This window comes from Kribbella sp. DT2, assembly GCF_049844575.1.
In the GTDB taxonomy this organism is placed as follows: domain Bacteria; phylum Actinomycetota; class Actinomycetes; order Propionibacteriales; family Kribbellaceae; genus Kribbella.
On the sequence record NZ_JBNCLH010000017.1, the window covers coordinates 1 to 22,835 of the forward strand.

17 protein-coding genes are annotated in these 22,835 nt (G+C 70.4%); 10 read left to right on the forward strand and 7 right to left on the reverse strand.

The window, feature by feature from the left end:
* Positions 1–73: 73 nt before the first annotated feature.
* Positions 74–1,480 carry a glucuronate isomerase gene (gene uxaC / locus ACLQ2O_RS40460; protein ID WP_425842924.1) on the reverse strand — a complete coding sequence of 469 codons (1,407 nt, stop codon included), beginning with the start codon at positions 1,478–1,480 and terminating at the stop codon, positions 74–76.
* A gap of 134 nt (positions 1,481–1,614) precedes the next feature.
* On the opposite strand from uxaC, the gene ACLQ2O_RS40465 reads away from it, so the two are divergent.
* The 3 genes from ACLQ2O_RS40465 to ACLQ2O_RS40475 all read left to right on the forward strand — a co-directional run bounded on the left by ACLQ2O_RS40465 (position 1,615) and on the right by ACLQ2O_RS40475 (position 5,420).
* The gene (locus ACLQ2O_RS40465; protein ID WP_425842926.1) at positions 1,615–2,598 is read left to right on the forward strand and encodes a LacI family DNA-binding transcriptional regulator; all 984 of its coding nucleotides are present in this window, start codon (positions 1,615–1,617) and stop codon (positions 2,596–2,598) included.
* 142 nt (positions 2,599–2,740) lie between these two features.
* Positions 2,741–3,676, forward strand: coding sequence for a sugar kinase (locus ACLQ2O_RS40470; RefSeq protein WP_425842928.1), 936 nt, complete (start codon positions 2,741–2,743; stop codon positions 3,674–3,676).
* Positions 3,677–3,992: 316 nt separating this feature from the next.
* A complete protein-coding gene (locus ACLQ2O_RS40475) occupies positions 3,993–5,420 on the forward strand; it encodes a mannitol dehydrogenase family protein (protein WP_425842930.1) in 1,428 nt (475 codons plus the stop codon).
* Positions 5,421–6,030: 610 nt separating this feature from the next.
* Here the strand turns inward: ACLQ2O_RS40475 and ACLQ2O_RS40480 are convergent.
* The 3 genes from ACLQ2O_RS40480 to ACLQ2O_RS40490 all read right to left on the reverse strand — a co-directional run bounded on the left by ACLQ2O_RS40480 (position 6,031) and on the right by ACLQ2O_RS40490 (position 12,360).
* Positions 6,031–7,824 (reverse strand): right-handed parallel beta-helix repeat-containing protein, encoded by a 1,794-nt coding sequence (locus tag ACLQ2O_RS40480; RefSeq protein WP_425842932.1) that lies wholly within the window; start codon positions 7,822–7,824, stop codon positions 6,031–6,033.
* Positions 7,825–8,664: 840 nt separating this feature from the next.
* On the reverse strand, positions 8,665–10,377 hold the full coding sequence (locus tag ACLQ2O_RS40485; RefSeq protein ID WP_425842934.1) for a right-handed parallel beta-helix repeat-containing protein: 1,713 nt from the start codon (positions 10,375–10,377) through the stop codon (positions 8,665–8,667).
* 279 nt (positions 10,378–10,656) lie between these two features.
* Complete coding sequence (locus ACLQ2O_RS40490; protein ID WP_425842936.1) at positions 10,657–12,360, reverse strand: right-handed parallel beta-helix repeat-containing protein; 1,704 nt, start codon at positions 12,358–12,360, stop codon at positions 10,657–10,659.
* A 129-nt stretch (positions 12,361–12,489) separates the two neighbouring features.
* Between ACLQ2O_RS40490 and ACLQ2O_RS40495 the strand changes: the two genes are divergently transcribed.
* From ACLQ2O_RS40495 to ACLQ2O_RS40515, 5 genes are all read left to right on the forward strand, one after another.
* Positions 12,490–13,659 carry a glycosyltransferase family 4 protein gene (locus ACLQ2O_RS40495; RefSeq protein WP_425843041.1) on the forward strand — a complete coding sequence of 390 codons (1,170 nt, stop codon included), beginning with the start codon at positions 12,490–12,492 and terminating at the stop codon, positions 13,657–13,659.
* 255 nt (positions 13,660–13,914) lie between these two features.
* Positions 13,915–14,352: an adenylyltransferase/cytidyltransferase family protein gene (locus ACLQ2O_RS40500; RefSeq protein WP_425842938.1), complete on the forward strand. Its 438-nt coding sequence runs from the start codon at positions 13,915–13,917 to the stop codon at positions 14,350–14,352.
* The gene (locus ACLQ2O_RS40505) at positions 14,349–15,095 is read left to right on the forward strand and encodes a CDP-alcohol phosphatidyltransferase family protein (RefSeq protein WP_425842940.1); all 747 of its coding nucleotides are present in this window, start codon (positions 14,349–14,351) and stop codon (positions 15,093–15,095) included. The genes ACLQ2O_RS40500 and ACLQ2O_RS40505 overlap by 4 nt, the downstream gene beginning before the upstream one ends.
* On the forward strand, positions 15,095–15,511 hold the full coding sequence (locus ACLQ2O_RS40510) for an adenylyltransferase/cytidyltransferase family protein (RefSeq protein WP_425842942.1): 417 nt from the start codon (positions 15,095–15,097) through the stop codon (positions 15,509–15,511). The genes ACLQ2O_RS40505 and ACLQ2O_RS40510 overlap by 1 nt, the downstream gene beginning before the upstream one ends.
* Entirely contained in the window at positions 15,508–16,827 is a 1,320-nt protein-coding gene (locus ACLQ2O_RS40515; RefSeq protein WP_425842944.1) for a glycosyltransferase, read from the forward strand. The genes ACLQ2O_RS40510 and ACLQ2O_RS40515 overlap by 4 nt, the downstream gene beginning before the upstream one ends.
* A gap of 288 nt (positions 16,828–17,115) precedes the next feature.
* Here ACLQ2O_RS40515 and nadA read toward each other — a convergent pair whose 3' ends face one another.
* Positions 17,116–18,297, reverse strand: a complete 1,182-nt coding sequence (gene nadA / locus ACLQ2O_RS40520; protein ID WP_425842946.1) for a quinolinate synthase NadA — start codon at positions 18,295–18,297, stop codon at positions 17,116–17,118.
* Between the two features lie 103 nt (positions 18,298–18,400).
* Between nadA and ACLQ2O_RS40525 the strand changes: the two genes are divergently transcribed.
* A complete protein-coding gene (locus ACLQ2O_RS40525) occupies positions 18,401–19,747 on the forward strand; it encodes an NAD(P)/FAD-dependent oxidoreductase (protein WP_425842948.1) in 1,347 nt (448 codons plus the stop codon).
* Here the strand turns inward: ACLQ2O_RS40525 and ACLQ2O_RS40530 are convergent.
* Complete coding sequence (locus ACLQ2O_RS40530; protein WP_425842950.1) at positions 19,728–20,210, reverse strand: NUDIX domain-containing protein; 483 nt, start codon at positions 20,208–20,210, stop codon at positions 19,728–19,730. The two genes, ACLQ2O_RS40525 and ACLQ2O_RS40530, sit on opposite strands and share 20 nt — an antisense overlap.
* Before the next feature lie 275 nt (positions 20,211–20,485).
* Positions 20,486–21,370 (reverse strand): endonuclease V, encoded by an 885-nt coding sequence (locus tag ACLQ2O_RS40535; protein ID WP_425842952.1) that lies wholly within the window; start codon positions 21,368–21,370, stop codon positions 20,486–20,488.
* A gap of 341 nt (positions 21,371–21,711) precedes the next feature.
* Between ACLQ2O_RS40535 and ACLQ2O_RS40540 the strand changes: the two genes are divergently transcribed.
* On the forward strand, positions 21,712–22,806 hold the full coding sequence (locus tag ACLQ2O_RS40540; RefSeq protein ID WP_425842954.1) for a glycerate kinase: 1,095 nt from the start codon (positions 21,712–21,714) through the stop codon (positions 22,804–22,806).
* Positions 22,807–22,835 lie beyond the last annotated feature (29 nt).

Consider the following 22,835-nt stretch of genomic DNA (forward strand, 5'->3'; position numbering starts at 1 on the left):
ACCACCGCGGCCACACCGCACTCGGCGGCCAACCACCAGCCACCCGCGTCACCAACCTCACAGGTCAGTACATCTAGCTGAGGTACGTCGTACGAGCCAGGTTGTACGCAAGGTCTTGGGCGACCTGGAAGGCGTCGTCCTCGTCCAGGCGGTGCTGGACGACCAGGCCAGCCAGGTAGCCCGCGTCGATGCGCCGGGCCAGGTCGTGCCGGGCCGGGATCGACAGGAACGCGCGGGTGTCGTCGACGAAGCCCGAGGTGTTGTAGAACCCAGCTGTCTCGGTCACCAGCTCCCGGAACCGGCGCATGCCGTCCGGGCTGTCCAGGAACCACCAGGGCGCACCCAGCCGGACACTCGGGTACACACCGGCCAGCGGAGCGAGCTCCCGCGAGTACGTGGTCTCGTCGACGGTGAACAGCACCATCCGGAACCCCTCGGCGTGCCCGAACCGCTCCAGCACCGGCCGCAGCGACTGGGTGAACTCGGTCGCCACCGGGATGTCGTGCCCCTGGTCCGGCCCGTACGTCGCGTGGACGCCCGGGTGGTGGTCGCGCAGCACACCGGGGTGGAGCTGCATGACCAGCCCGTCCTCGGCGGACATCGCGGCCATCTGGAACAGCATGTTGCCGGCAAAGGCCTGAGCGTCCTCGGCGCTGGCCCGGCCTTGGAGCGCGTCGGCGTAGATCCGCTCGGCCTCCGCGTCGGTCAGGGGAGTGGCGGCCGCGCTGAAGTGTCCGTGGTCCGTGGCCCGCGCTCCGGCCGCGATGAAGGTCTGGCGGCGCTGCCTGAGCGCCTCCAGGTACCCGGCGTACGACGTGGTGTCCGTGCCGGCGCGCTCACCGAGCAGCGCGATCAGGTCGCTCCAGCCCGGCCGGTCGACGTGCACGACGGCGTCCGGGCGCAGGGTCGGTACGACGCGCCCGGGCAGGTCGGCGGCGATCTTCGCGTGCGGCGCGAGATCGTCGGTCGCCGCGTCGGTTGTCGACAATAGTTCGATGTTGAAGGCGTCGAGCAGCGCCCGCGGCCGGAACTCCGGCTGGGCGAGCCGCGCCGCGATCTCGTCGTACAGGAGGTCGGCGGTCTCGGCCGACGGGTGCACGGTCAGCCCCAGCACCTCGGCGAACTCGTGCTCGAGCCAGTACCGGCTCGGCGTACCGGCGAACAGGTGCCAGTGCGAGCAGAACTCGCGCCAGATCTCCCGCGGCTCGGCCGTCGTCGTCCCGTCGCGGCGCGGCAGCCCGAGCCGATCGGGGGAGACGCCCTGGGAGATCAGCATCCGGGTGACGTAGTGATCCGGTACGACGAGCAGCTCGGCCGGGTCGCCGAACGGCTCGTCACTCGCGAACAGCCCCGCGTCGACGTGCCCGTGCAGGCACAGCAACGGCAGCTCCTTCGTGGACGCATGGATCCGGCGCGCGACCTCCCGGGCCTCACCAGCCGGCAACGCCCGATCCGGATGGGGCTGCAGAGCCTTCGGCATTTCGTCCTCCAGAGCATCGACTGCAACGGCTCTGCAAAGGATTGCAGTAGCCTCAGGTAAGCACAAGAGCCCTGCTGGTTGACAGCATGCTGCAATCGCTTGCAGACTCGGCGGACCTAGCTTGGAGGTGACCGATGGCGGCGACTCTTCGCGATGTCGCGCGGTTGGCCGGGGTGTCGACCTCGACGGTGTCCCGGGCGCTCTCGCTGCCCGACCTGGTCAACCCGTCGACCCGCGCCCGGGTCCGCTCGGCCGCCGACTCCCTCGGCTACGAACCGAACAAGGCCGCCCGCGGCCTGATCACCGGCCGCACCGGCAACATCGGCCTCGTCCTGCCCGACCTCGCCAACCCGTTCTTCCCCAGCGTCGTCAAAGGCGTCCAGGCCCGCGCCCGGGCCGCCGACGTAGCGGTCTTCGTCGCTGACACCGACGAGGACGTCGCCGCCGAGCTGGACCTTGTCCGCGCTCTCGCGCAGCAGGTCGACGGCCTCATCCTCTGCTCCCCGCGCGCCGACGCCGAGCACCTGAAGGCGATCGCCGCCAACACCACCGTCGTACTGCTCAACCGGATTGTCGACAATCTACCCGCTGTCGTCTTCGACCACGAGGACGGCATGCGCCAAGCAGTCGCCCACCTCGCCGCCCTCGGCCACCAGCGCATCGCCTGGGTCGGCGGCCCCGCGGCCTCCTGGTCCAGCGACCAACGAGGCCAGGGCCTGTCCCAAGCCAGCGCGGCCCATGGCGTCGACCTCGTCGAGGTCGGCCACTTCCCGCCGCACTACGACGGAGGCATGGCCGCCGCCGACCAGGTGGTAGCCACCGGCGCCACGGCAGTGATCGCCTACAACGACCTCGTCGCGATCGGCCTCCTGGCCCGCCTCCACGCCCGCAACATCCCCGTCCCCGCCCGCATCAGCGTGGTCGGCATCGACGACATCGCGATGTCGGCCATGTCCCACCCTGCCCTCACCACCATCCGTCTCCCCAAGCAGCAAGCGGGCCGCCTGGCCGTCGAGCTCCTCCTCACCCTCCTCGACAATCCGGCCACCACCCCCGAGCGCCGAGTCCTCCCCGGCGATCTCCTGGTCCGAGCCTCCACCACCGAGGCCCCCCGATGAACCGGCCCCGAACCCGCCCTCGGTCGACCCGGCCCCCGACCCGCTCTTCGTCGCCCCGGCCCCCGACCCGCCCTTGGTCGCCCCGGCCCCCGACCCGCCTTTCGTCGCCCCGGCCCCCGACCCGCCCTTGGAGGTACTTCTGATGGTGATGCCCGATGTGCTGGTGCTGGGGGAGATCCTCGTCGAGCTCAGCTCCACCGAGCCCTTGGACGCCGGGACCAACCTCACGCTCAACTTCTCCGGCGACGCCCTCAACGCCGCGGCCGCATCGGCTGCCGCGGGTGCCAGGACGGCCCTCCTCGCCCGCGTACCCGACGACGAGCTCGGCGACCGCCTCCTCGACCGAGTGGTTGCCCTAGGCATCGATACCACGCTCGTCCGCCGCGTGAAGGGCCAGCACGGCCTCTACCTCCAGCACGCGGACCCGTCGGGAGCGAGAGAGTTCACCTACGTACGCCGAGGAAGCGCCGGCTCCGGCCTGGGCCCCGGCGACGTACCGCTGGACCTGGTCTCCGAGGTCGGCGCCGTACTCGCGAGCGGCATCGCCTGCGCCATCTCCCCACTCTCCGCGAAGGCCGTCCGCGTGGCGGCCCAGCACAGCAAGTGCTTCGTGTACGACCCGAACTGGCGCCCCCGCCTGGTCTCCGCCGCCGGCGCCGCCGACCACCTCCGCGCCGTCGCGCCGTACACCCGCCTGATCACCCCCGGCTGGCCCCGCGAAGCCCAACTGGTCGCCGACATCGACGACCCGGCAACAGCCTGTACGACGCTCCGCAGCCTCGGCATCCAAGCCGTCGCACTCACCCGAGGCGAGAACGGCATCCTCCTCGACGACGCCGGTCGCCTGACCGAGGTGCCAGTCATCCCCGCCCCAGCCGTCGTCGACCAGACCGGCGCCGGCGACTCCTTCGCCGGCACCGTCACCGCCCGCCTGGCGCTCGGCGACGACCTCCTCACCGCAGTCCGCCTCGGCGTGGCCGCCGCGTCCCTCTCGGTAGGCGGCCTCGGCGGCACCGGCCACGTGCCAACCCTGGCCCAGACTCAAGCCCACGCCGCCACGACAGAGGTCTCCGCATGAGCCCTGTCGACAATCTGCAGACTGTGCCCACGGGGGTCTCCGCGTGAGCCCTGTCGACAATCTGCAGACCGCGCCTCACGGAGGTCTCCGCGTGAGCACCGCCGACGACTGGCAGTCCGCGCCCACGGAGGTCGCGGCAGGAGCGCCGCCGTCAACCGGCCAACTACGGCCACGGAGGTCGCCCGTGAGGACTGTCGACAATCTGCAGACCGTACTCACGGAGGTCTCCGCGTGAGCCCCCAGCCGACCGCGGCCACGGAGGTCCCCGCGTGAGCGCTGTCAACAATCTGCCGCCCGCACTCACGGAGGTCTCCGCATGAGCACCCCCGACAACCACCCGACCGCGCCCACGGAGGTCCGGATGAATCGCCTGAGCCTGAACAACCTGCCGACCAAGCCGGCGGTCAACCCCGGCGAGCTGAGTGTCGGAATCGTCCACCTCGGTTTGGGCGCCTTCCACCGGGCGCACCAGGCGGTGTTCACCGAGCGGGCCGCCCAGCTCAGCGGGGAGACCCGGTGGGGGATTGCCGGCATCAGCCAGCGGTCGGCCGCCGTACGGGAGCAGCTCGCGCCGCAGGACGGCCTGTACTCCGTCCTGACACGCGGCACCGACTCGACCTCGATCGAGGTGATCGGCAGCATCCGCGAGGTTCTGACCGCGCCGGAGGACCCGGACGCAGTGGTTGCGCGGATTGTTGACAATCGGACATCGGTGATCACGCTGACCGTCACCGAGAAGGGCTACCGCGCAGCCTCCGGCGGCGGGCTCGACCTGTCCGACCCGGAGATCCAGGCAGACCTCACCGGACGCCCGCCGCGCACCGTCGTCGGCCAGCTCGCGGCCGGCCTCGCGCGCCGTACCGGCGAACCGCTCACGATCCTCTCCTGCGACAACCTCGTTGCCAACGGCCCCTTCTTGCAGCGACTCGTGCACGAGTACGCCGACGCCGCGGGCCTGCGAGGCGAGCAGTTCGAGGCGGCCGCGTTCCCCGCGAGCATGGTCGACCGGATCGTCCCCGCCACCACCGACGCCGACCGCGACGAGGCCGCGCGACTGCTCGGCGTACGGGACGAGGCCGTGGTCGTCGCCGAACCGTTCCTGCAGTGGGTGATCGAGGACCACTTCGCCGGCGCCCGCCCCGCGTGGGAGACCGCCGGCGCGGTCCTCACCGCGGACGTCGCTCCGTGGGAGCAGGCGAAACTGCGGATGCTCAACGCGACCCACTCGATGCTCGCCTACCTCGGCGCCCTCCGCGGGTACGAGACCATCGCCGAAGCAGTCCGCGACGACGAGCTCGCCGCCACAGCACGCGAGCTGATCAGCACCGACGTCATCCCCACCCTCACCCCACCCGACGGTCTGGACCTCGCGTCGTACGGCGAGTCGGTGCTCGAGCGCTTCGCCAACCCGGCGCTCAAGCACAAGACCACCCAGGTCGCGATGGACGGCTCGGTCAAACTCCCCGTCCGCCTGCTCGGCACCATCCAGGACCGTCTGGCCGCCAACGCCGAACCGGCCTCAGCAGCGCTCGCAGTCGCCGCGTGGATGGTCTACGTAGCCCGCAGCACCACGGTCGACGACCCGCAGGCAGACCGCCTCAAGTCAGCCACCGCGAACGCAGCTACCCCCACCGCCCTGGTCGACGCCCTGCTAGCCGTCGACACGGTCTTCCCCAAGGACCTCCAGCAGAGCAACCCCTTCCGCACCCTCTTGGTAAACCACGTAACCCACCTCACCCGCTAACACCCGCGCCCCAGCCGTGCCAGCCGGGCACTCCGGCACTCCCGGCACTCCCGGCACCCCGGCACCCCGGGGCCCCGGGACCCCGGGACCCCGGGACCCCGGGACCCCGGGCACGCCCCGGCGCCCCGGCGCCCCGGCTCGGCATACCCGGGCGAGCATGCCGAGCCAGGCGGGCTCCCGAGCACGCCGAGCACCCCGGGCACCCCACTCGGGCGGGCGTGCCGAGCAAGACGAGCCCGCCTCCCCAGGCGGGCACGCCGAGCAAGCGAGCCCGCATACCCGAGCGAGCCGGTACGCCGTCCGGCGCGGGACGGTCCAGTACGCCGCCCTGGCCCGGAGGTCGGGCACGCCGCCCGGCACGCGAGGGCCAGTACACCGCCCTGGCCCGGACGGTCCGGCACACCGCCCTGGCCCGGACAGTCCAGCACGCCGCCCGGCGCGGGAGGGGCGGCACGGCCGCCCCGGCGCAGGAGGGTCCGGTACGCCGCCCCGACGCGGGAAGGTCCAGTAGGCCGCCCCGGCCCGGACAGTCCGGCACACCGCCCGGACCGTCCGGAACGCCGCTCAGCGCAGAACGGCGTCGCCGCTCAGCGCAGAACGCGGCCGCCGCTCAGCGGATGATCCGCTTGCCGAGGAGGAAGTTGCTGTCGGCATCGAGGCCGGACTGCTGCCACTCCTTGGCGGTGAACCACTGACCGAACTTCTGGAACCGGTCCGCGGACAGGCTGTCCAGGAAGTACTGGTTCGCCTTCAGCGTCACCTCGCCGGCGGGGATCGCGGCGCCGGCGTTCTGCACCATGCCGGTCGCCGTCGTGCCGCCCTTCATCGTCACCTTGTTGCCGGTGACAACGACATCGCGCAGGACGTTCAGGCCCCACGGGCCGTTGCCGCGGGTACGGGACTGGATCGAGATGCCGTTCACGTTGCCGGCGACCGTGTTGTTGCGGACCTGGACGTTGGACGAAGTGTTGACGTTGATGCCGCCACCGTCCCACAGGGAGCGGCCGGAGCCACGCCCGGTCCCGAGGCCGTTGCCGGTGATCGTGTTGTTCTCGATCACGCCGTTGCGCCCGATCTCGTACCGGATCCCATCGGCGGCATTGTCGACGATCTGATTGCTGGCAAAAGTCCGCCCGTCGTCGTACGCGTCGCTCCACAGGCCGACGCCGAGGTTGGCCTTGATCACGTTGCCGCTGACCGAGCCGCCCTTGGACCAGGTGGTCTTGATGCCGCCGGATTCCCAGTCGGCGATCCAGAAGCCGTCGGTGTTGTTGCCGCTGATCTGATTGCCGACAATCGACCCGTTCGTGGTGCTGTACTGGCCGATGCCGAGCTGGCCGTTGGACTGGATCAGGTTCTTCTCCAGCCGTCCGCCGTCGGCGTTGATGAGCATCGCGCCGACCGCGTGGTTCCAGCGGATGTCGTTGGCGAACACGTTCCAGCCGCCGCTCAGCTCGACCGCCCCGGCCTGCGGTGCCGACGCGAAGTGTTCGACGGTCAGCCCGCGCACGGTCACGTTCGCCTGCCCGCCGCCGATCGCGGTCGGCGTCTTCGACATCTCGACCGACTTGCCTGTCGGATTGTCTCCAATCCACACGGTGTTGCCGGCGTAGTCGCCGTAGAAGGTGCCCGGCACGACCTTCTCGCGGGTCGCGACCCGCTTCAGGTGCTTGCCGTTCAGGAACAGCTGCTCGCGCAGGTGGCAGATGTTGGCGACGTTGTCCTCGCACTGGCCGATCTGCGCGTACGGCTTCGGCAGCACGCCCTTGATCGTCCAGTCGCCGCCGTTCGCGGTCCAGCCGGTGAGCGGGACGGATCCGGTCAGTACGGCGCCCTGGTCGCTGCCGAGAGTCTGCTTCGCCTTGGGGCGCAGCGGCCGGTCGATTCGGTGCAGCCCGGCAGCGAAGCAGATGGTGCTGCCGGCCGGGGCCTTGTCGACGATATCGGCCGCGTTCTCGTCCGGCTTGACCACGACACCTGAGCAGGCGGGCGCCTGCGACGGACCTACCGCGAAACTCGCGCCCGGAACCGGGGGCGGCGGCGAAGGGCGCCTCGACCGCGGCGTGATGATCGGCAAGGTGATGGTCGGCAGCGTGATGGTCGGACGCGGTACGACGGGAGTCGCGATCGTTGTCCGCGGTACGGCGGGGGTCGCGATCGTTGTCCGCGGCATCGACGAGCCCGCTGCCTCGGTCCAGCGGGTGTCATACCCGTGGCGATCAGACTCCTCGTCTGCAACGCCTGCGTCATCGGCAACACTTGGTGAACTGATGGCGCTGTCCGGCACCCTGGTGGGAGCCGGCTCGAACGGCGACGCAGCGGCTTGTACGGTCGTACTGACGACCGCGACGACGGTCAGAGCGCTGAGCGCGGTCGCGGCGAGAATCGTCACTTGTTTGCTCATGTGGTCGGGCCTCCGGGGCGTGACTGTCCATCGGCACCCCCCGGTGCAACTACTTGTGCAGACTAGTACCCCGCGTGCCCTCCGCAACACATTCTGTTGCGTTTTGCCCCTATTAAGTTGCCTTAGGCGTCTACTCGGTTGCGGGGTGCAATCATCTCCCCGCTGCGCAACTACGCTCCGTCAACTGGTGAACAAGCTGACAACAGCGTGTCGATCCGGGCGGCGTCGACGTACGAGGAGGACGTGGTGGCGCGCTGGCACGCCACCGGTGCGGTCGTTCGGTCGCCGCGCGCCTCCAACTCCTTCAACACTGCGCCGCTGCCAGGCCGGCTCCTCCACACCGGGCGCGGTCCTGCGCTGCCCACGCCGTGGCCAGTCCGCTGACTCACCCCGACAGGAATGCTCAGCACCGCCGCCCCACAGCACCGCCGCCCCAAACCACGTCCGCCGCGCGGCACGGCTGATCGGCGGCAGTTGCTCGATCGAGGGCTGGCCAGGTTCCGGGGCTCGACCTGCGGGTCGACCGCGTTGGTCGCGCCGCCTCACGACAGGGCCGATCGGTGGCGCTCCTTCGATCGGCGGCTGACCGGGGTCCGGGCCTCAACCCGCAGATCGACCGCGCTCGTCGCGCCGCCTCACAGCACGGCTGCGTCGAGGCGAGGTTGCCTCACAGCATGGGCTGCTTCACGGCGCCGCTGCCCGGTAGCACGCTGCCTCAAGCACCGCCACCCGAAGCACCGCCGCCCCGAAGCACCGCCGCCCCAAAACACCGCCGCCCCAAAACACCGCCGCCCCGCTCGCAGGGCGAGCGGGACGGCGGGACGGGGCATGTGGTACTCGTCAGCCGGTGGTGAAGTTGCTGTTGGTGTCGAGGCCGGACTGTTTCCACTCGGTGGCGCTGAACCACTGGCCGAACTTCTGGAACCGGTCGGCGGTCAGGCTGTCGAGGGTGTAGTGGTTGTCCTTGAGGGTGACCTCGCCGGCCGGGATCGCGGCGCCGGCGTTCTGGACCATGCCGGTGGCGGTGGTGCCGCCCTTCATGCTCACCTTGTTGCCGGTGACGACGATGTCGCGCAGGACGTTCAGGCCCCACGGGCCGTTGCCGCGGGTGCGGGACTGGATCGAGATGCCGTTGACGTTGCCGGACAGGGTGTTGTTGCGGACCTGGACGTTGGTCGAGGTGTTGACGTTGATCCCGCCGCCGTCCCAGAGCGACTTGCCCGAGCCGCGGCCGGTGCCGAGGCCGTTGCCGGTGATCGTGTTGTTCTCGATCACGCCGTTGCGGCCGATCTCGTAGCGGATGCCATCAGCAGCATTGTCGACGATCTGGTTGTTCGCGAAGGTCCGCCCGTCGTCGTACGCGTCGCTCCACAGGCCGACGCCCTTGTTGGCCTGGATCAGGTTGCCGGTGACCGAGCCACCGGTGGACCAGGTGGTCTTGATGCCGCCGGACTCCCAGTCGGCGATCCAGAAGCCGTCGGTGTTGTTCCCGCTGATCTGATTGCCGACAATCGACCCGTTGGCGGTGCTGTACTGGCCGACACCCAGTTGCCCGTTGGACCGGATCAGGTTCTTCTCCAGCTTGGCGCCGTCGGCGTTGACCAGCATCGCGCCCACCGCGTGGTTCGAGCGGATGTCGTTCGCCGACACGGTCCAGCCACCGCCCAGTACGACGGCGCCGGCCTGCGGCGCGGACGCGAAGTGCTCGATCGTCAGCCCGCGCACGGTGACCCCGGACTGCCCACCGTCGATCGCGGTCGGCGTCTTGGACATCTCCACCGACTTGCCGGCCGGATTGTCACCAATCCACACGGCGTTGCCGGAGTAGTCGCCGTAGAAGGTTCCCGGCACCACCTTGTCGCGCGACGAGACCCGCTTGAGCTGCTCGCCGTTCAGGAACACCTGCTCGCGCAGGTGGCAGATGTTCGCGACGTTGTCCTCGCACTGCCCGATCTGGCCGTACGCCTTCGGAAGCACGCCCTTGACGGCCCAGTCGCCACCGTCGGCCGTGAAGCCAGTCAGCGGGACGGACCCGGTCAGTACGGCGCCCTGGTCGCTGCCCAGGGTCTGCTTGGCCTTCGGCCGCAGCGTCCGGTCGATCCGGTGCACGCCGGCCGCGAAGCAGACCGTCGCACCGGCCGGAGCATTGTCAACAATCTGCGCGGCGTTCTCGCCGGGCTTGACCACGACCCCGGAGCAGGCAGGCGCCTGCGACGGTCCCGCCGGGAAGTCGCCCTGCGTCGGCGGCTTCGGCGTGGTCGTGGGCGGCTGCGTCGGCGTGGTCACCGGCGGCGTGGTCGGGGCGGTGGTGGGCGGTTTGGTCGGCGACGCGGGCGGTGTCACCGTCGGGATCGTCACGGTCGGCCGGGTGACGGTCGGTCGCGGCCGGGGCCGCGGGCGCTTCGGGTTGTCGCCCGGCAGGATGCCGGAACCTTCCGCCTTGTGGTCCGGGCCGAACGCCGAAGCGATGTTCGACGCCGTTCCGGTGACGATCCCTGTGACGGCGACCGCACCGGCTGCCGCGACAGAGATGATGGTCAGTGACTTCTTCACTCGAGGACCCTTCGGGGATGGGTGAAAACGTTGCACCCCCCTGGTGCGGCCTTCCCCAGAAAACTACTGCTTGAAGTAGTCGTGACAGGACGCGAAGTTCGTCGCGTCCGCCTTCCCCCACAATGCCGATCAGGCCTCCCTGACCACCGAGGCGGTGGCCAGCGAAATCGGCACTTCTCCGCAACCGTTGCCCCCGGCCCCTACTCCGGTGCCCAGCGCAAACGCTGGAGTCGTGCACAACAGAACAGGTGCCCGGGGCATCGGGCTGGGAAGTCAGTGTCAGTTCGTCGCGAAGCTCCCGGCCGTGTCGTGGCCGGCGGCGCGCCAGCCCTGGGCGGTCAGCTTGGTGCCGAACCGGGCGAAGCGTTGCGCGGCGAGCTGGTCGAGCTGGTAGCGGTTCCCGCTGAACACCAACTGCCCGGCCGGCACCTCGGCGCCGGAGTTCTGCACCATGCCGGTGGCCTGCGTGCCACCCGTCATCTGCACCGAGTTCCCGGTGACACGGACGTTGCGCAGCAGGTACTTGCCCCACGGCCCGTCGCCCCGGGTCCGGGACTGGATCGAGATCCCGTTCACGTTGCCGCTGACGACGTTGTTGCGCACCGTCACGTTCGACGAGGTGTTCACGTTGATCCCGCCGCCGTCCCACAGCGACGTACCGGAGCCACGCCCGGTGCCGAAGCCGTTGCCGGTGATCGTGTTGTTCTCGATCGTGCCGTTGCGGCTGATCTCGTACCGGATCCCGTCGGCGGCGTTGGAGACGATCTTGTTGCCGCTGATCACCCGGCCGTCGTCGGCCACGTCGGCCCACATCCCGACACCCTTGTTGGCCTGGATCAGGTTGCCGCTGACGGTGCCGGACGAGCGGGTCGACTTCATCCCGCCGGACTCCCAGTCGGCGATCCAGAAGCCGTCGGTGTTGTTCTGGCTGATCACGTTCGAGGTGACGTCGGCCTTCAGCGAGTTGTACTGGCCGAGGCCGAGCTGCCCGTTGTGGTGCACGAGGTTGCGCTCGATCCGCGCGTTGTTCGCCTTCACCAGCATCAGCCCGACCGACTTGTTCCAGCGGACCTCGTTGGCCTTCACCTTCCAGCCGGGGCCGGAGACCAGCGCGCCGGCCTGGGCCGGGCTGGCGAAGTGCTCGACGGTCAGCCCGCGCACGGTGACGCCGGGCTGGTTCGACTCGATCGCGGTCGCGGTCCTCGCCATCTCGACGGCCTTGCCGGCCGGGTTGCTGCCGACGTAGATCGCGTTGGTGGCGTAGTCGGCGTAGAACGTCCCGCTCTTGACCGCGGCGACCGAGCCGACCCGGGGCAGGTGCGCGCCGCCCAGGTAGACCTGCTCGCGCAGGCTGCAGATGTTCGCCTTGTTGTCCTCGCACTGCCCGGCCTTGCCGTACGCCGAGGGAAGCGCGCCACGGGTCACCCAGGCCGCGCCGGAGCGGGCCCAGCCGGTCAGCGGGACGGAGCCCGTCAGTACGGCGCGCTCGTCGCTGGCGATGGTCTGGTTGGCCTTCGGCCGGATCGTCTGGCCGATCCGGTGCAGACCGGCGGTGAAGCAGAACGTCGTACCGGCCGGCTTGGAGTTCACGACCGACTGGGCGTTCTGGCCCGGCTTGATCGCGACCCCGTCGCACGCACCCGCGTACGCCGGTCCGGCGCTGCCCTTGCCGGGGACGACGACCGGCTTACCGGTGGCGGTCGGCTCGGGAACGGTCGGCTTGCCGGTCGGGTCCGACGGCTTCGGCTTCTTCGACGGTACGACGGTCGGCGGCTTGCTCGCCGTACCGGGCGGTTGCGTCGTGGCCGGTTTCGTCGGCTTCGTCGTCGGCCGCTGCGACGGGAGAATTCCCGCGCCGGCGGCCGCGTCCTGATCGGTCGTGCGTGACTTTCCGGCGGTTGCCGCGTTCTTCTGGTTGGAGACGACGGGATAGGCGACTGTGACGACAGCGACCGCCGTGGCGACGACAGCTGCGAACAGCAACCTCTTGGACGACGTCCTTCTCAAAGCACCCTCCGGGTGTATCGGCGCGCGGTGAAACGTCCCCAGGTGCGGCCTCACGTACCAGTTGTCACCACCGGGAAGATCTAAGGTGGTGCCATGCGGGTCGCCATGTTGCACAACCGTTATCGTTCGGGTCAACCCAGTGGTGAAAACACCGTGGTCGATCAAACGGCTGATTTTTTGCGTAGTTCAGGACATGTTGTTGAGCTCTACGCGCAGAACAGTGACTCGATCGCGCACATGGATCGAAAAGATCGCGCGCTGTTACCGTTCCGCTCCGTATGGTCATTCTCGGCCGAACGCGATTTAACATTCCGATTGCAGGAATCGCGTCCGGACATCGTGCATGTGCACAACACGTTCCCGTTGTGGAGTCCCTCGGTGCTGCGGTCCGCGTACCGCGCCGGCCTTCCGGTCGTGGCCACGCTGCACAACTTCCGCCTGATGTGCGCGAACGGCGTCCTGCAGCGCGACGGCGGACCGTGCGAGTCCTGCGTCGGCAAGATCCCGTGGCGCGGCGCCGTGCACGGCTGCTACCGCGAGTCGACCGTGCAGAGCCTGCCGCTGGTCGCCGGGATCACTGTCCACCAAGGCCTGCGCACCTGGCAGCGGTACGTCACGACGCTGATCGCCCCGTCGGAGTTCGTCAGGTCCCGGTACGTCGCCGGCGGGTTCGCGCCCGAGCAGATCGTCGTCAAACCGCACGCGGTCCCGTTCGCCGGGCAGGTCCGCGACGGTGCGGGGGAGGCCGTGGTCTTCCTCGGCCGGCTCACCGAGGAGAAGGGTTTCGCCGACCTCCTCGAGGCCTGGGACTCGTCGCTGGGGCAGTTGGTCGTCGTCGGCGACGGGCCGCTGCGCGCGGCGGCCGACGCGCGCGCCGCGGCGGATCCGTCCGTGCGGGTGCTCGGGTCACTGCCGTGGGCCGAGAGCATGGAGGTCGTCCGTACGGCGCGCGCGGTCGTCGTACCGGCTCGTTCCTACGAGACGTTCGGCCTCGTGGTGGTCGAGGCATTCGCCCACGGTGTGCCGGTGGTCGCGTCCCGGATCGGCGCGCTCGCCGAGCTCGTCGACGACGGCGAGACCGGCGCGCTGGCCGAGCCGGGCGACCCGGACGGGCTGCGGAAGGCACTGCGGTTGATCACCGACCCGGCCACTTCGATAGCCTGCGGCGAGCGGGCCCGTCAGGTCTATGTGGAGCGCTTCACCCCGGAGCGCGACCTGGCGGCCACGGAGAGGATCTACGCCGATGCGATCGCGCGGCACGCGGCCGACCGTTGACCGGGCCGCCTGCCCTCGGACTACCTGCCGGGGCAGCAATCGCCGCGCAACCCGCAGAGCCGAATCGCTAGGCCGACGGCGATTACTCGGTGTAAAGTGCGCGGAGGCGAGGGGGGTCTCGTCACCAGCTGGTGGGGACCGGTTGCCCGGACGTTCACCAGGAGTTCGTTGCACAAGTGTTCGCCGTACCGGCCCGAGCGGGTTCGGATGCGTCGGAGGGGACGAGTCCGCGGGGGCTCAGTGGGGGAGCGCAGGGTGCCGCAACGCATCGGATATCTGACCGGAGTTTTCGACCTGTTCCACGTCGGTCATCTCGACCTGCTCGAGCAGGCTCAGCAGCAGTGCGACCGGCTCGTGGTCGGCGTGCTCACCGACGACTGGGCGCTGGACGCCTGGGGCGCGCGGCCGTTCGTGCCCGTCGTCGAGCGCGCGCAGATCCTCGAGCAACTGCGGTGCGTGGACGAGGTTGTCGTGGTGGAAGAGGCCGGATGGCTGACCGGCGACGGATTTGATTCAGGCCGCGGGATACGGACCGTGTTCGCCGCTGACGGGACCGACGGTGTGCTGGCCGCCGACGAGCTGGGCGGGATCCCCGCCGAGCTGATCAGCGAGCTGCCCAGCCGTCGTGAGTCCCGCAGCCAGATTCTGCGCGCCGCGATCGACCAGCGGCAGTCGCGCAGTTCCGTCGCATGAGCTCGTACGGCGACGCCGTCGCGCGGCTCGCGCGCGCCCAGAAGCCCTCGGCCGGTACGCCGGCGTACTCGCGGTTCGTCAACCGCAAGCTCGGCCGGTACCTGGCCGCCGGCGCGTTCCTGCTCAACCGGACACCCAACCAGGTCAGCCTGTCCAGCGGCTTCTGCTCGCTGGTCGGCATCGTGCTGATCGCGACGATCGAGCCGAGCCTGCCGCTGGCGCTGGTGGTCACGGCCCTGCTCGTGCTCGGGTACGCGCTCGACTCGGCCGACGGCCAGCTGGCGCGGCTGCGCGGCGGTGGCTCGCCGCTCGGTGAGTGGCTCGACCACATGATCGACTGCGTGAAGATCGCGCTGCTGCACTCCGCGGTGCTGATCTCGTTCTACCGATTCGATGCCTTCAGCAACGAACTGGTGCTGCTGGTCCCGCTCGCCTACCTGTGCGTGTCGGCGGTGATGTTCTTCGGGCTGATCCTGATCGACCAGCTGCGCCGGCGGCACGGCGCGTCGACGGCCAACGTGCGCGGCGACTCGGTGCTGAAGTCGCTGGTGATCGCGCCGACCGACTACGGGATCCTCTGCCTGGTGTTCCTGACCTTCGGGTGGCCGACGGTCTTCGGCGTCCTGTACGGGCTGATGCTGCTGGCGAACCTGCTGTTCCTGCTGGCGGCGATCGCCAAGTGGTACCGGGAGATGGCGCTACTGGTGCCCAAGGCAACAGTGTCGCCGGAGGTGCGGGGCTGATGGGTGTCGTGGGGTATGCCCCGGGCGTCTACGACATGTTCCACATCGGGCACCTGAACATCCTGCGCCGTGCCAGCGAGCACTGCGACGTGCTGATCGCCGGCGTGGTCGAGGACGACGTCGTCGCCCGGATCAAGGGCCGGCCGCCCGTCGTACCGCACGACGAACGGATGGAGGTCGTGCGCGCGATCGGCATCGTCGACGAGGTGGTCAGCGACTGGTCCAGCGACAAGTTCGAGATGTGGAAGCAGCTGCGGTACGACGTGCTGTTCAAGGGCGACGACTGGAAAGGCACCGAGAAGGGGCTCCGGCTGGAGAAGCTGCTCGGCGAGGTCGGGGCGCGGGTGCACTACTTCCCGTACACGGCGTCGACGTCCAGCACGGACCTGCGCCGGCTGTTGGAGGGAACGCTGTGAGTGATCCGGTGGACGACGCTGGAACTGGAACCGCCGCGGGACCGGCGGCGAGCGCCGGGACCGGGCGGGCCGGCAACGCTTCGCCGGCGACCGGGCCGGGTGCCGGCGGTGCGGCGGCCGCGGTGCCGGCGCGGCGGCGGATCCTCGTCAGCGCGTACGCGTGCCGCCCCACGGGCGGCTCGGAGCCGGGCGCAGGGTGGGCCTGGGCGAAGGCCGCCGCGCGGGACCACGATGTCTGGCTGCTGACCCGCGGCAAGTTCGCGCACGAGATCGACGAGGAGCTCGCGGTCCGGCCGGTGCCGGGGCTGACCGTTGTACCGCTGGAGCTGTCGAAGCTCCTGCTCAAGCTGCGGCGCCGGCACGCGGACGTCTACTGGTACTACCCGTTGTGGCAGCGCAAGGCCGGGCAGGTCGCCGAGCGGCTGCACCGGGAACTGTCGTTCGACGTGATCCACCACCTGACGTTCGCGGTCGACTGGATGCCCGCGGGCGTCGTACGGCGTACGTCGGCGAAGGTGATCTGGGGACCGGTCGGCGGATCGACCGCGGTACCGCTCTCGATGGCGCACTGGCTCGGGTCGAGCGGAGTCGTGGGGGAGCTGGTCCGGCGCGCGTGGACCGGTGTCGCCCGGCGGCTGATCGGCCGGCAGCTCGCGCAGCGCGCGGACCTGGTCGTTGCCCAGAACAAGGATGTCGCCGAGGTCTTCGGAGCGCACGCGCGCGAGATCGTCGTCCAGCCGAACGTCGCGATCCGGCGTTTCGCCAGCGCCTCCGGCCCGTACGAGCCCTTCGGCGGGCCCGGCGTGAAGACCGCGCTGTTCGTCGGCCGGCTGATCCCGTGGAAGGGCCTGCTGATCGCGATCAGCGCGCTCGCCCGTCCCGAGGCCGCCCACTGGGAGCTCCGGGTGATCGGCGACGGCCCCGACTGGCGTCGCGCCGAACGCCTCGCCGAGGACCTCGGCGTCCGCGACCGCGTCGAGTTCACCGGTCAGCTCCCGCGCGAGGAGGTCCTTGCCTCGCTGCTCCGCGCCGACGCCCTGCTCGCCCCCGCCCTCCGCGAGGCCGCGGGCTGGGCCGTCACCGAAGCCCTCGCCAGCGGCTGCCCCGTCGTCTGCGTCGACCGAGGCGGCCCGTCCGTCATCGTCGGCCCCGACGAAGGCGTCGCCGTCAACTGGCGAGGCGACGTCGTCGGCGAACTCGCCAAGGGCCTGGCGTCCCTGAACGGCCGCATCACCCCGGTCGACCGCTGGGGCCCCGACCGCCTCCCCGACCTGCTCACCACCTGGTACGCCGACGCCCGCGTCACCAACTCCTGAGTGGCGCCCGTCAGAGGTGCTCGGGATCGGCAAGAACGCTGAGCTTGGCCCGAGCAGCCAGCCGGTGCGCCAGTTCGCCGTCGCCTGAACGCGTCTCGACGTACACCCGAAAGCCGGCCGGTCCCCTTCGCGGGTGGCGACGCCCTTCAGGGAGTGGCTGTCGGTCTCATACTCGACGTCCACTCGGACCCGTGGAACTCGAACAGCCGATCGACAACAGCCACTGCCTCCGAGACAACCCGGCCCAACGCCACCAGGTGGTACGCCGAGTCGCTCACCCGCCTGCTATCAGTCTCTTGCCGTCTTGCCCGGCAGGGCCAGCATGCGGTCCAGGGCGATCTTGGCGTAGTGCTCGGTGTCGGGGTCGACCTTGATCGGGTTGACGACGTGACCGGCGACCAGGTTCTCCAGGGTCCAGACCAAGTGCGGCAGGTCGATGCGGTTCATCGTCGCGCAGTAGCAGACGGTCTTGTCGAGGAAGACGACGTTCTTGTCGGCGTGCTGCTTGGCCAGGCGGGAGACCAGGTTCAGCTCGGTGCCGACCGCCCACGACGTACCGGGTTCGGCCTCGTCGAGGACCTTGATGATGTACTCCGTCGAGCCGACCAGGTCGGCCTTGGTGACGACCTCGTGGCGGCACTCGGGGTGCACCAGCACCTTCACGCCGGGGACGCGCGCGCGAACGTCGTCGACCGACTCGGGCGTGAAGCGGCCGTGGACCGAGCAGTGCCCGCGCCACAGGATCATCTTCGCGGCCGCCAGCTGCTCACGCGTCAGACCGCCGCCGGGCTTGTGCGGGTCGTACACCACGCACTCGTCCAGGCTGATCCCCATCTTCTGCACCGCGGTGTTGCGGCCGAGGTGCTGGTCGGGCAGGAACAGCACCTTCTCGCCCTGCTGGAAGGCCCAGTCGAGCGCGACGTCGGCGTTGCTCGACGTACAGACCGCTCCGCCGTTGCGGCCGCAGAACGCCTTGATGTCGGCGCTGGAGTTCATGTACGTGACCGGGACGGTGACGTCCGCGACGCCGGCGTCGGCCAGGGCGTCCCAGGCCGCCTCGACCTGCTGGATCCGCGCCATGTCGGCCATCGAGCAGCCGGCCGCGAGGTCGGGCAGGATCACCGTCTGGTTCTCGCTGGTGAGGATGTCGGCGGACTCGGCCATGAAGTGCACGCCGCAGAACACGATGTACGGCGCGTCCGGCCGGTTCGCCGCGTCGCGGGCGAGCTTGAACGAGTCGCCGGTGACGTCCGCGAACTGGATCACCTCATCGCGCTGGTAGTGGTGCCCGAGCACGAACACCTGGTCACCGAGCGCGGCCTTGGCCTTCGTCGCCCGCTCGACCAGGTCCGGGTCGGAGGCCGGCGGAAGAGCGCCCGGGCACTCGACACCACGCTCGGAGTGCGGATCGGTGTCGCGGCCAAGGAACAGCAGCGGAAGGGATTTCGGGCCGTCTGCGATCGTCGTCACGTCAACATCGTCGCACGCCGACGCCTCCGTGCCGCGTGGTGCACCTCACTGCCCATCATGCGAAATCACCGGTCCTGATCGCCGGGTGTGCAAGCATCGGAAGATGACAGACGTCATCGTCGTCGGAGCTGGACTCGCCGGGCTGAACTGCGCCCTCACTCTGCAGAGCCGAGGCCTGGACGTCACAGTCCTCGAGGCCGCTGACGCCGTCGGCGGCCGGGTCCGCACCGATCGCCTCGACGGCTACCTGTGCGACCGCGGCTTCCAGCTGCTCAACCCGGCCTATCCCGCCGTACGCCGGTACGTCGACCTGCCGGCCCTTGACCTCCAGTCGTTCACCGCGGGCGTGGCCGTCGCCGGAGTGGCCGGTACGACGGTCGTCGCCGACCCGCGCCGCAGCCCGAGCCTGCTGGCCAGGTCCCTGGTGAGCGGCTATATCCAGCCCTTCGAGCTCGCCCGCTTGGCTGCGTGGACTGCCCCAGCGCTGGGCCCGGTCCACCGCCTCCTGGCCGAGGCCGCCGGCGTGGGGAGTGCTCAGGGCGCGGGGAGTGCTCCCGGCGAGGGGAGTGCTTCCGGCACGGGGACTGCTTCCGGCAGCGGCGCCGAGGCTTCGGGGCGCTCCACTCGTCAGCCCGACTCGGGAGATCTGTCTCTCCGGGAATCGCTCGACCGCGCCGGGGTGGACGGCCGCCTTCGCCGGGAGATCCTCGAACCGTTCCTCTCCGGAGTGCTGGCCGAAGCAGACGGCTCGACCTCCGCAGCATTCGTCCGCCTGCTTCTCCGCAGCTTCCTCCTCGGCACCCCCAGCCTCCCCGCCGGCGGAATGGCTGCCTTACCCGAGCAGTTGGCCGGCCGCCTGCGCGATCCCGTGCAGCTAGAGCACCCGGTGACCTCCGTCCGAGCCGGCGACGACGTAGCCGTCGGGACGATCAACGGCGAGCTCCGAGCCCGAGCCGTCGTCGTGGCGACCGACCCGTCGTCAGCGGCCGAGCTGCTCCAGGTCCGAGCGCCTCAGCTCAAGGGCCTCAGCACCTACTGGTTCACCACCGACGAACCGCCGCGGACCGACAAGCTGCTCGTGATCGACGGCCGCCGCGGCGGCCCGGTGGTCAACACGGCCGTTATCTCGAACGTCGCACCGTCGTACGCGCCGCCCGGCCAGCACCTGATCCAGGCGACCACGCTCTGGCCGACCGATGCCGCCGAGAGCGAGGTGCGGCTCCAGCTGACCCGGATGTACGGGCGCTCGGCCGGAGCGTGGCAGGTCGTCGTACGGCACGACATTGCTGAAGCGCTCCCGCATCAAGCGCCGCCGCTCACCCCGCGCCGCCCGGTCGACCTCGGCGAAGGCCGGTTCATCGCCGGCGACCACCGCGACACGGCGTCGATCCAAGGCGCCCTCGTCTCCGGCCGCCGGGCGGCGAACGCGGTCACGCAGTATCTGGCCTAGCGGGCTGGTTGAAGTAGATCCCGGCCTCGCCGTACGCCGTCGGCAGCAACGGTCGATGATTCGCGATCACCGTCAGCTCGGCGGCCTCCGCCGCCGTGAACCAGCCGACCTCGGTCACCTCGTCCGACAGCCCGGCCGACCCCTCGACCACCTCGGCACGGAACAGGATGCCGAGAATCTGCACCCGGTTCCCGTCGGGGTAGACGACGACGAGATCCGGGTCGGAGTACACCCCGAGCAGCCCGGTCGCCCGCACCCGCAACCCGGTCTCCTCCAGGACCTCTCGCTCGGCCGCCTCAGCCGGCCGCTCGCCCGGATCGATCCCACCGCCCGGCATGCACCACTCGCCGTTGTCACTCCGCCGGGTCAGCAACAACCGGTCCCCGTCGAGCACCGCCGCCGAGGCCCCCGGCCGCAGCGGGGCTCTCGTGTCAGTCCGTACGTCGTACTCGTGCATCGTCATCCACTCTCCTTGGTAGTTCCTGCACGTCACCCGGCACCTCAGCCTTCAGCCCTCGGCCAGACCATCCCGGCCGGTCAGACCATCCCGCCCGGCCCGATCATCCCGGCCGGTCCGCCCGGCCGGTCCGCCCGGCCGGTCCGCCCGGTCGGTCCGCTCGGTCCGCTCGGTCGCTCGGCCAGACCGTCCCGGCCAGTTCACCCGAACGGAGTGAGCCGGTTGGTGATCGGCTGCCAGACGTCCCGGCCAGTTCACCCGGCCAGACCCTCCCGGCCAGTTCACCCCGCCAGACCGTCCCGACAGGCCCGGTCGGCCATCCTGGTCGTCTCCGGCAACCGGAACCGCGGCGCCAGCTCGAGCACCCGTTCCACCGCCGTCCCCAGAGACACCAGATGCCCCACTGAGACGAACACCGGCTTGGTTTTGTTCTGCGTCCGCGGCACTTTCCCGACGACCTCGCCCTCGAGCACGAGATCGCTGGCCGCGCCACGCTCCGGCCCCGGCTCCTCCCAGTCCCCGACGAAGGCCGTCTTCCCGACGCCGATGCTCGGCAACCCCGTCACCACTCCCAGGTGACAGGCCAGCCCGAACCTTCGAGGATGCGCCAGCCCTTGCCCGTCACACACCAACAGGTCCGGCGTCACCCGCAGCCGCTCGAGCGCGGCCACCAACCCCGGCACCTCACGAAACGCGAACAGCCCGGGGACGTACGGGAAGGACGTCCGCCCCCGCACCACAGCCCGATCCACCTCCCGCAGCCCGGCCGCGAGCCCGCCGTCCGCCCGCTTCATCTCCGGGCCGTCATAGCCGGAAACGTTGGCGCCGGGACCGTCTGCGCCGGGTCTGTTTGTGCCCGGACCGTCTGCGCCGGGGACGTCGGCGCCGGGATTTTCTGCGCCGGGATTTTCTGCGCCCGGACGGTCTGCGCCCGGGCGGTCTGCGCCCGGGCGGTCGGCGCCCGGACTGTCTGCGCCGGGACCGTCTGGGCCGGGGAGGCTCTCGACGCGGGCCAGTACGACGACCGCCGCGACGTACTCGTCGCCGTCGTACGCGACGTCCAGCCCGGCGACGTACCGCGGCACGCCTGAGTCGCGGTCGGTGGTGTCGACAATCAGACGAAGTTCCTCTTGGAGAGCGATCGCCTCCGCGACGGTGGGCTGCACCGGGCGCACGCTACCGGGCGGCCCCGACCTTTTGTTGACAATAGGCAGAGCCGGTCGCCAGGCACGGCCGGGGTGGGAGGCACGGCCGGTCACCAGGCGCGGCCGGGGTGAGAGGCACGGCCGGTCACCAAGCAGGGCCGAGGTGAGAGGCACACCCGGGCAACAGGTACAGGCGGGTTGATCGGCCCAGCTGGATTGCCAGGCAGCCGAACTGATAGGCCCGCAGCCGGACTGATAGACCCGCAGCCGAACTGATAGGCCCGGCCTATCGCGCTGAGAGGCGCGTCCGGCAGATGGCCGCGGTGGCGCGCGACGGGGGACGGGTTTGCGAGGATGGGCGCATGCGCGTGCTGATTGCTCCGGACAAGTTCGCTGGGACGTTGACGGCGGTCGAGGCTGCGGCCGCGATCGAGGAGGGGTGGCGGCGCAGGGATCCTGAGGCCGAGGTGCTGGTGGCGCCGATGGCCGACGGGGGACCGGGCTTCATCGACGTCCTGTCGGCCGTTGTCGACGGCACCCTTTTGTCGGTGACCGTCCGCGGCCCGCTCGGCGGTGAGGTCCCGGCGACCGTCCTGGTCGCGGGCGAGACGGCGTACGTCGAAACAGCGCAGGCCTGCGGTCTGCACCTGGTCGAGCCGGCGGATCGACGACCGGAGGACGGTACGACGTACGGCGTCGGTCAGCTCATCGCCGCCGCGGTCGACGCCGGCGCGAAGCGGATCATCCTCGGTCTCGGCGGTTCCGGCACCAACGACGCCGGCGCCGGTCTGCTCGCGGCACTCGGCGCGACCGGCGCCGGCGGCAGCCTCGACGCTGGCGCGACCGGCCTGGCCGGCCTGACCGCGGTCGACCTCGAACCGGCGCAGACGCGGATGGCGGGCATCGAGTTCGTCGCCGCGAGCGACGTCGAGAACCCGATGCTCGGGCTGCGCGGCGCGACCAACATCTTCGGCGCGCAGAAGGGTGTCACCGACGAACGCAAGCCGGTCGTCGACGGCTGGCTGACCCACTTCGCCGAGCTCGCCGACCGCAAGACGGCCGACCAGAAGGGCGCCGGTGCCGCGGGCGGACTCGGGTACGCGCTGCTGCTGCTCGGCGCCGAGCGGGTTTCCGGGATCGACCTGGTGGCCGAGCTGACCGGGCTCAAGGACAAGGCCGGCCGGGTGGACCTGGTGCTGTCCGGCGAGGGCGCCTTCGACTTCCAGTCCCGCGACGGCAAGGTGATCGCCGGGGTCGCCAAGATCGCGAACGACGCGATGCGGCCGTGCGTCGTCCTGGCCGGGAAGGTGCAGATCGGCTCCCGGGAGATGCGCACGATGGGCGTCGAGTCGGCGTACTCGCTGATCGACGCCGTCGGCGAGGAGCAGGCCTTCGCCGATCCGCACGGCTCGCTGGCGACGGTCGCCGAACGCGTCGCCCGGACCTGGGCCCGCTGAGCGCCCCTGCCCGGTGGGTGAGGCAAGTT